Genomic DNA, 8,942 nt, shown 5'->3' with positions numbered 1-8,942 from the left:
AGGAAAGTGATACGCGTATTGTAAAGCCTGAAGAAAATGGTTTTACAGGATTCGTTTTCAAGATCCATGCGAACATGGATCCGAAGCACAGGGACAGACTGGCTTTCGTGAAAATTGTTTCGGGAACTTTCAGGAGAAATGAAAATTATCTTTTGGTAAGAGAGGGCAAAAAAATGAAGTTCTCTTCACCAAATGCTTTCTTCGCGGATAAAAAAGAGGTGGTTGATGAAAGTTTCCCAGGAGATATTGTAGGTCTTCATGATACGGGAAGTTTCAGAATCGGAGATACGTTAACAGGCGGCGAAAAACTGAATTTCAAAGGAATTCCGAGCTTCTCTCCTGAACATTTCAGATATATTAACAACAACGATCCGTTGAAAGCAAAACAACTGGCAAAAGGGATCGATCAGTTGATGGATGAAGGGGTTGCACAGTTATTTACCCTTGAAATGAACGGCAGAAAGATCATCGGAACGGTTGGAGCGCTTCAGTATGAGGTAATCCAGTATCGTCTGGAGCATGAATATGGGGCAAAATGTACTTACGAGCCTCTTTCTATGCACAAAGCATGTTGGGTGGAAGCGGATGAAAAGTCAGATGAATTCAAGGAGTTTGCAAGACTGAAGCAGAGATTTTTGGCGAGAGATAAATACAACCAGTTGGTTTTCCTTGCCGATTCTTCTTTCACGATTCATATGACGCAGGAGAAGTTCCCGAATGTGAAACTGCATTTCATCAGTGAGTTTAAGAATGCTTAATTGAAATAAATCAGCTTTAAATAGATAATCCGCGGAAGTTTTTCTGCGGATTTTTTTATGGAATTAAATGAAAGTTTTATAACATCAAGAATCTTGAGGGTATCTTAGATTTTCGGCTCCACTTTGTTTCGCTTAAAATGACAGCTTCGAAAATTAAATTCAGACAGGATTTGGTTAAGAGAAAAAATAAAAATTTAAAAAAAACTTTGTAAAACAGCATTTTTTTATTTTACAAAATACTAAAATTCAAACCCTTATCAATTTACATAAGCAAAACAATTCCTTTACAATCTTTACAAAAACTTCCCTCCTAATTTTACCTCATCGAAAAAATTAATGTTATGAGAAAGTTCATATTACTCGTTGCTGTATCAAGCACGTTTATCATGTGTAAAAAGGGAGAATCAGCAGTTTCTAAACTGGAAAATACCGCAGATTCTGCAGACAGCGCAATTTCTGTTGCTTCAGAAAAATTAAATGATGTAAGCGAAAAAGCCAATGCCGCGCTGGATTCTGCCAACGTAAAAATAAAAGATTTTGAAAATGCTAAAAATGAAGTGAAAGACAAGATTGAAAATACTTCCAAAATGGTAGATTCTTTATCTGAGAAAATTTCTTCCGTAAGACTGGAATCAAAAACGGAGAAAAAAGATTCGGCTAAAAAAGAAGAAAAAATTGTGGTGAATGTTCCTGCTCCGAAAGTGATTAAAGAAACCAAAATCGTTTATAAAGACAAACCAAAAAGTGAAAATTACGAACTGAATGTTCTGAAAAATAAAATGGTAAAATCGGGCTATTTAACCATGAATGCAGACAATGCGGAAATTGTAAGGGAAGTTATAAGACAGGAAACGGTTAGAAACAACGGTGCTGTGACAAAAGAAGAGCTCACTTATGTTGCAGCAGAACCTTCCGATGACAGATCTTCGGAAATGGCAGATCAAAAAGCATATTATCTTCAGATTAAAGTTCCTCTGCAGAATTTTGATCAACTGATGGATGATTTAAGCAGCAATATCGGCAATATTGAAAGTAAAAACATAGAAGTAAAAGGAAATGACTATTATAACAATACGCTTTGTGAGATCAGGATCTCTCTTTTGGATAACGCTCATAAAGCTCCGGAAACTTTTGGTGAAAAATCTTTAGCCGCTGTTTCTTCAGGATGGAGTGTCATTACTTCTATTTTCCTGTTTATTCTGCCGCTTTGGCCATTGTTTTTAATTGCCGGAATTGGATATTATTTTTATAAAAAGAGGGGTAAAAACACAACCAATCATGATGCTCATTAATTTCGAAAGTCCATCCTTTGTGATGGATTTTTATTTTAATATTATTTTAATCATATAATCTCTTATCTAATAATTCTTATTGATATTTTTGATATATCAACAAACATAAGAATACAATCAAAGGATTTAACTTTAACGAAAAATTTCAATCAAAAAGATAAATAAAGAGAAAAATTTTATATATTATATTTTGTGGTTCGTGTGAATGTAAAAAGGCTCCCAAATTCGGAAGCCTTTTACTATTTCATGTATAATTAAGCAATTACTTTGCAATGCTTCTTGAAATAACGATCTTCTGGATTTCAGAAGTTCCTTCGTAGATCTGAGTGATTTTTGCATCTCTCATCATTCTTTCTACGTGATATTCTTTCACATATCCGTATCCGCCGTGGATCTGTACAGCTTCAATCGTAGTGTCCATTGCCACCTGAGAAGCGTATAATTTTGCCATTGCTCCGCTTTCAGAGATATCTTTTCCAGCGTCTTTTTCTACAGCCGCCTTGAAGCAAAGCATTCTTGCTGCTGTGATCTGAGTTGCCATATCTGCCAGTTTAAATGCAATTGCCTGATGATTGATGATTTCTGTTTTAAACGCTTTTCTTGTTTTAGCATATTTCAAAGCCAGTTCGTACGCTCCGGAAGCAATTCCTAAAGCCTGAGAAGCAATCCCGATTCTACCACCGTTCAGAACAGCCATTGCGAAATTGAATCCGAAACCGTCCTCCCCGATTCTGTTTTCCTTCGGTACTTTTACGTTATTGAAGATCAAAGAATGTGTATCACTCCCTCTGATTCCCAGTTTGTCTTCTTTCGGGCCGATCTCGAAACCTTCCCAACCTCTTTCTACGATGAAAGCGTTGATTCCTTTATGTTTTTTCTCAGGATCTGTCTGTGCAATTACAATATAGTAAGATGCTGTTCCACCGTTTGTGATCCAGTTTTTAATACCGTTTAAAAGGTAATAATCTCCTTTATCTTCCGCAGTTGTTTTCTGGGAAGTCGCATCAGAACCCGCTTCAGGCTCAGACAAAGCAAAAGCTCCGATTACCTGTCCGCTTGCCAAAGGGGTAAGATATTTTACTTTCTGCTCTTCAGAAGCAAATTTCTCAAGACCGGCACAAACCAAAGAGTTGTTTACAGACATTACCACAGCCGCAGAAGCATCTACTTTTGCAATTTCTTCCATAGCAAGAACGTAAGAAACGCTGTCCATTCCGGCACCACCGTATTTAGGATCCACCATCATTCCCATAAGTCCCATTTCTCCCATTTTCTTTACCTGTTCTGCAGGAAACTTCTGGTCGCGGTCTCTTTCGATTACTTCCGGTAAAAGTTCGCTTTGCGCAAAATCTCTTGCTGCCTGCTGAATCATCAGCTGTTCTTCTGATAAATTAAAGTCCATAACATTGAATAATTAGATGGTCGCTAATTTACACTTTTTGGGCAAATCTGAAAATAGAATCATAAATTAGATAAAAACAACGAAAGAAGTTGATTTTTAAATATTCATCATATATATATTAAGTTTGAATTATTAAATATATTATGGCATACATTTTATTAATTTCTAAATAATCACTTGCAATTTCCACAATTAAAAAAAATGCTTATATTTAAAATCCTTTAACAATTACTTAAAAAATCATGACAATCAAAAGATTATTTGATATTCCTCAACATGCATTGAAAACCTATCCCAAGTCGGATATGTTTGTAACCAAATATCATGGTGAATGGAAGAAAACTTCCACACAAGAGTTTATCAATGAAGCCAATAAGATCTCAAGAGGACTTTTAAAGCTTGGCATAAAACCGGGTGATAAAATTGCATTAATCACCACCAATTCCCGAACAGAATGGGCAATAATGGATCTTGGACTTTCCCAGATCGGAGTAGTTTCCGTTCCTGTTTATCCTAGTATTTCTGCCGAAGATTATGAGTTTATCTTTACCAACGCCGAGATTAAGTACTGTTTTGTGTCTGATAAAGATCTTTTGAATAAGGTAGTTAAAGTAAAACATAACATTCCTTCATTACAGGGCGTTTTTACTTTCGATAATGTTTCGGGAGCTGCTAACTGGAAAGAAATACTGGATCTTGGCGAAGATGATTCTACGCAGATTGAAGTGGAAGATCTTTCAAATGCTATTAATCCTGAAGATCTGGCTACCATTATTTATACTTCCGGAACCACCGGAAAGCCAAAGGGAGTTATGCTGACGCATCACAATATAGTTTCCAATGTTTTGGGTTCTATCCCAAGAATTCCCAAAAAGAAAGGGCTGGATTATAAAGATACAAGAGTTCTGAGTTTCCTTCCCATCTGTCATATTTTCGAAAGAATGCTTTTCTATCTTTTCCAATACAACGGCTTCTCTATTTATTTCGCAGAAAGCATTGAAAAAATGGGAGAAAACGTGAAAGAGGTAAAACCTCACTACATGAGCGTTGTACCAAGACTCGTAGAAAAAGTATATGATAAAATCTACGGAACCGGCTCTTCTGCGGGAGGATTGAAACAGAAGATCTTTTTCTGGGCACTGGATCTGATCTCTAAAAAGAAAAGCGTATCTAAACCATCCGGATTAAAGGAAATTATCGCCGATAAACTGGTATTTAAAAAATGGAGAGAAGGTTTAGGCGGTGAGATTGTTACTCTGGTTTCCGGTTCTGCAGCTTTGTCTACAAGACTGAATTTAATGTTCCAGAATGCAGGAATTCCTATTCTGGAAGGATATGGATTAACGGAAACTTCGCCTGTAATTTCGGTAAATTCTTTCAGCAAAATGAAAATCGGAACGGTAGGATTACCACTTGATAATCTGAGTGTTAAAATTCAGGCAGACGGAGAAATTACCGTAAAAGGACCTTCTGTTTTTAAAGGATATTTTAAAAATGAAGAAATGACGAAAGAAGTTTTTACAGAAGACGGCTATTTCAGAACGGGAGATATCGGACATATCGACAGCGACGGATTTTTACAGATCACCGACCGTAAAAAGGAGATGTTCAAGACTTCCGGAGGAAAATATATTGCACCACAAACCATAGAAAATTTAGCAAAGGCTTCAAAATTTATTGAACAGATCATGGTTGTCGGGGACGGCGAAAAAATGCCTTGCGCACTGGTACAGCCAGATTTTGAATTTGCAAAAAGCTGGGCATCCAGAAACAATCTGAATGTAGGTTCTACTCCACAGGAAATTGCCAAAAGTGCGGAATTAAAAGAAAGAATTAAAAAAGAGATTGACGATATCAACCAACATTTAGGAAACTGGGAACAGATCAAAAAAATTGAACTTACTCCGGAAGTCTGGAGTATTGATGGAGGTCTTTTAACGCCGACTTTAAAGCTGAAAAGAAAAGCGATTAAAGAGAAATTTATTGATCTTTACAATAAGATGTATGAACGTAAGGACTAAATTTTCAACGAAAATAAAGAATAAAAAAATTAACCGATTCATCATTTTTGGATCGGTAATTTTATTTTCGTCCTGTGAAAAACATACCGACAACACAAAGATATCCTCCAAAAACGATTCTGTTCAATTTGTTTCGGATATACCAAAAATTCAAGGGCTCAGCAGAACTGAACTTATGGATTATGTGAAATCTTCACCAACCATCGAGCCAAACCAGAGCAACGGAATTCCTTTCAGTACGCTTGATTATAATAAAATTATAGCATACGATTTCAAAGGTGATGAAGAAATGTACGATGCTCCGATTGATAAACAGGGAAACTTCATTCCTATCATAGAAAAACAGCAGTTTCTGTCACAAGAACAGGCTGATCAAATTTTAACGGCTTTAGCGAAAAAATCCAGTTATGGAGAAGCTTCCGCGGCGTGTTTTAATCCACATTTAGGGTTGGTATTTTTTAAGGACAATAAAAAGGTTAACCAGATCAGTATTTGTCTGGATTGCAATGGTTCTACTTCAGAAATTGATATTCCAGCTCGACGTCACAGAGTTTTTAACAAAGGAACCGATGAAGAATATTCTTTTACCGGTTTTACGCCCAAAGGAAAGGCAGCCATTATTGCGCTTTGCAGAGCAGTTAATTTTTACTATAAATCTGCAGACAGTACGAAGGCAAAAAAATAATTTTCTCTGTCGTATTTTTAACACAAATTGCACAAATATTTTCACGAATGGCTCTATCTAATGATTTCAAAATAAAGCTATTTCAGTTTTCCATTGAATAAATGTTTTTAAATATTCTTTTTCTTTATAATCACTAATATCATGTAGTTTATACTTATTTTTTAAAAACTCTATAGAGTTTTATCTGTGCAGACATCATATTAGAAGGAAACTCAGCGTTCCTACGGAACGCTATCTTTAGAACATTTATCCTACTATAGATTCAACCCTTAGGATTGATTGATAGACTTGCTCTTATTTCTACAAAGATTCCGCTCCTATAGGAGCAAAGCTCTTTTACTTTAGAAAACATCAATATTAAATTGTGCTATTTGAGAAACATTTGCGCAATTAGTGTTAAAGCCAAAAAAAAGCTGTCTCAAAATTGAAACAGCTTTATATCTTTAAAATCGTAAGTAATTAAAATTTAATTACAGATTTCATTCTTTCGTTTTCTTCCATTACCAACTCGTCGTCAACAAGGATTTTTCCTGAATGCTCATCGATGATGATTTTCTTTCTCTGAGCAATTTCCATCTGTTTTTGCGGTGGAATGGTGAAGAATGATCCTTTCGGAGCCCCTCTTTCCAATCCTACAACAGCAAGACCGTTTGGAGAGTTTGTTCTAATTCTGTTGTATGAAGCCAATAATCTCTCATCAATTTTTTCAGAGAATTCTTTTGATTTCTCAATAAGATATTCTTCTTCTTTCTGAGTTTCAGAGATAAGACCTTCCAATTCTTCTTTTTTGAATTTAAGGTGATTTTTAAGCTCATCAATTTTTGAATTCAATTCGCTTAACGTTTCGTTTTTGTGACCTATTTTAGCACCGAATTCTTTAATTCTTTTCTCTGCAAGCTGGATTTCAAGCTCCTGATATTCAATCTCCTTTCCTAACGCTTCAAACTCTTTATTGTTTCTTACATTATCCTGCTGAGACTTGTATTTTTCAATTAAAGTTTTTGCATGGTTTATTACTTCATGCTTTGTTTTGATCTGATCGTCCTGATCTTTAATTTCTGCATGAAATTTTTCAGCTCTTTTTTCAAGACCTTCGATTTCAATCTCAAGATCCTCTACTTCGATTGGCAATTCTCCTCTTGTATTTCGGATTTCGTCCAATCTAGAATCAATGATCTGCAAATCGTATAAAGCTCTTAACTTCTCTTCAACTGAAATATCGTTGGTTTTTGCCATATTTTAAATGAAATAATTTACCGGGTTTGTTTTCTCAATAGATTTTGAGATTGCAAATGTACTAAATTTTTGTGACAATATTTCAAATAATTGTTGAGTTACAAATTGTTCTGATTCAAAATGCCCGATATCACAGATCATCATTTTCGAATCGGCAAGGAAAAAATCGTGATATTTTACGTCTCCCGTAAGATAAGCATCACATTTTTTGGAAATTGCAGACCGGATGCCGCTTGCTCCGGAACCGCCCAGAACTCCTACTCTTCTAATTTTTTTATTATTGAATCCTGAATGACGGATCATTTCCAGACTGAATTTGTCCTTTACAAATTTCAGAAAATCTTTTTCATCCATCGGCTCATCAAGATCACCATACATTCCCAATCCTGAATAATGGTTGGTATTTTCAAGGCTGTAAATCTGGTGGGCAACTTCCTCATACGGATGTGCCGTTTTCATTGCATTAACAATCTGTCCCTGTTTGTAATCCTCAAAAATTACAGAAATCATATCCTCATCTGCATTTTCGCGAATGTTCTGCTGTCCCGAAAACGGATTCGAGCCTTCAATCGGTCTGAAAGTTCCGTTCCCGTTGATTTTGAAACTGCATTCGTCATAAAACCCGATATTTCCTGCTCCGGCAGAAAACAAAGCTTCCTTCACTTTTTCAGAATAATCTTTCGGAATGAAAACCGTAAGCTGTTTCAGATTATTCTTTTTAGGCTGAAGAATTTTTAATTTTTTTAATCCCAACTGATCACAGATTCCACGGTTCACCCCAAAAAAATCATTATCGAAAGCCGTATGAATGGCATAGATGGCAATTTTATTTTCAATAGCTTTTAAAACAGCTCTCTCTACATAGTTTTTCCCTGTTAAAGATTTCAGTCCCGAAAAAATGATGGGATGAAAACATACAATTAAGTTACAGTTTTTTTCAATGGCTTCATCCACAACGTTTTCCAATGCATCATGACATACCAGAATTCCGGAGACGTTTCTGTCCGGAACACCACAAAGCAAACCTACATTATCAAAATCTTCTGCCTGCTGCAGTGGAATTCTTTCTTCTATTTTGGCAATTACCTTACTTATTGTCATTTTATTGTCTATGTTTGGTACGAAAATAGGGATTATTTGTTAATTTAAAAAAAACCTCGAAAAATGGAAAAAGAGCACAATCTTATTCCCGAAAATGCTCTCTGGAAAAGACATCTTTACCGCATTATATACCGCTCCGACACAAAGCTCGGAAAACTTTTCGACATCACTTTACTGATTCTGATTCTCATCAGTACTGCAATTATCATGATGGAAAGTGTTCCGAAGCTTGATAAAAGGTTTCATTATACGTTCATTATTATGGAGTGGATTATTTCCATATTTTTTTCTGCGGTATATTTTTCTAGAATTGCCGTAGTGAAAAACAAACGGAACTATATTTTCAGCTTTTTCGGGATAATCGATTTTCTTTCATTGATTCCGTTTTATCTGAGCTTTATTTTTCCGGTTACCAAATATTTCCTCATTTTCAGAATGCTGAGAATG

General features: G+C 35.6%; 8 protein-coding genes. 5 read left to right on the top strand and 3 right to left on the bottom strand.

Annotated features, from left to right (window positions below; genetic code table 11):
- A partial coding sequence (locus WFK35_RS17435; RefSeq protein WP_336733653.1) for an EF-Tu/IF-2/RF-3 family GTPase occupies positions 1-758 on the top strand: 758 nt, incomplete at its 5' end.
- 341 nt (positions 759-1,099) lie between these two features.
- Positions 1,100-2,050, top strand: coding sequence for a DUF4349 domain-containing protein (locus WFK35_RS17430; protein WP_336733652.1), 951 nt, complete (start codon positions 1,100-1,102; stop codon positions 2,048-2,050).
- Positions 2,051-2,312: 262 nt separating this feature from the next.
- Here the strand turns inward: WFK35_RS17430 and WFK35_RS17425 are convergent, their stop codons facing one another.
- A complete protein-coding gene (locus WFK35_RS17425) occupies positions 2,313-3,452 on the bottom strand; it encodes an acyl-CoA dehydrogenase family protein (protein ID WP_116099329.1) in 1,140 nt (379 codons plus the stop codon).
- A gap of 242 nt (positions 3,453-3,694) precedes the next feature.
- On the opposite strand from WFK35_RS17425, the gene WFK35_RS17420 reads away from it, so the two are divergent.
- Together WFK35_RS17420 and WFK35_RS17415 are read left to right on the top strand one after the other, a co-directional pair.
- Positions 3,695-5,473, top strand: coding sequence for an AMP-dependent synthetase/ligase (locus WFK35_RS17420; protein ID WP_290265035.1), 1,779 nt, complete (start codon positions 3,695-3,697; stop codon positions 5,471-5,473).
- 175 nt (positions 5,474-5,648) lie between these two features.
- On the top strand, positions 5,649-6,158 hold the full coding sequence (locus WFK35_RS17415; protein WP_336733651.1) for a hypothetical protein: 510 nt from the start codon (positions 5,649-5,651) through the stop codon (positions 6,156-6,158).
- Between the two features lie 459 nt (positions 6,159-6,617).
- Here the strand turns inward: WFK35_RS17415 and WFK35_RS17410 are convergent, their stop codons facing one another.
- Positions 6,618-7,394, bottom strand: coding sequence for a zinc ribbon domain-containing protein (locus WFK35_RS17410; protein ID WP_076392508.1), 777 nt, complete (start codon positions 7,392-7,394; stop codon positions 6,618-6,620).
- 3 nt (positions 7,395-7,397) lie between these two features.
- Positions 7,398-8,495 (bottom strand): Nif3-like dinuclear metal center hexameric protein, encoded by a 1,098-nt coding sequence (locus tag WFK35_RS17405; protein ID WP_336733650.1) that lies wholly within the window; start codon positions 8,493-8,495, stop codon positions 7,398-7,400.
- A 63-nt stretch (positions 8,496-8,558) separates the two neighbouring features.
- On the opposite strand from WFK35_RS17405, the gene WFK35_RS17400 reads away from it, so the two are divergent.
- On the top strand, positions 8,559-8,942 hold a 384-nt coding region (locus tag WFK35_RS17400), incomplete at its 3' end, for an ion transporter (protein WP_336733649.1).

The sequence above is a fragment of the Chryseobacterium sp. VD8 genome (genome assembly GCF_037149975.1).
GTDB lineage: Bacteria > Bacteroidota > Bacteroidia > Flavobacteriales > Weeksellaceae > Chryseobacterium > Chryseobacterium indicum.
This window is presented reverse-complemented; position numbering and strand designations above follow the sequence as displayed.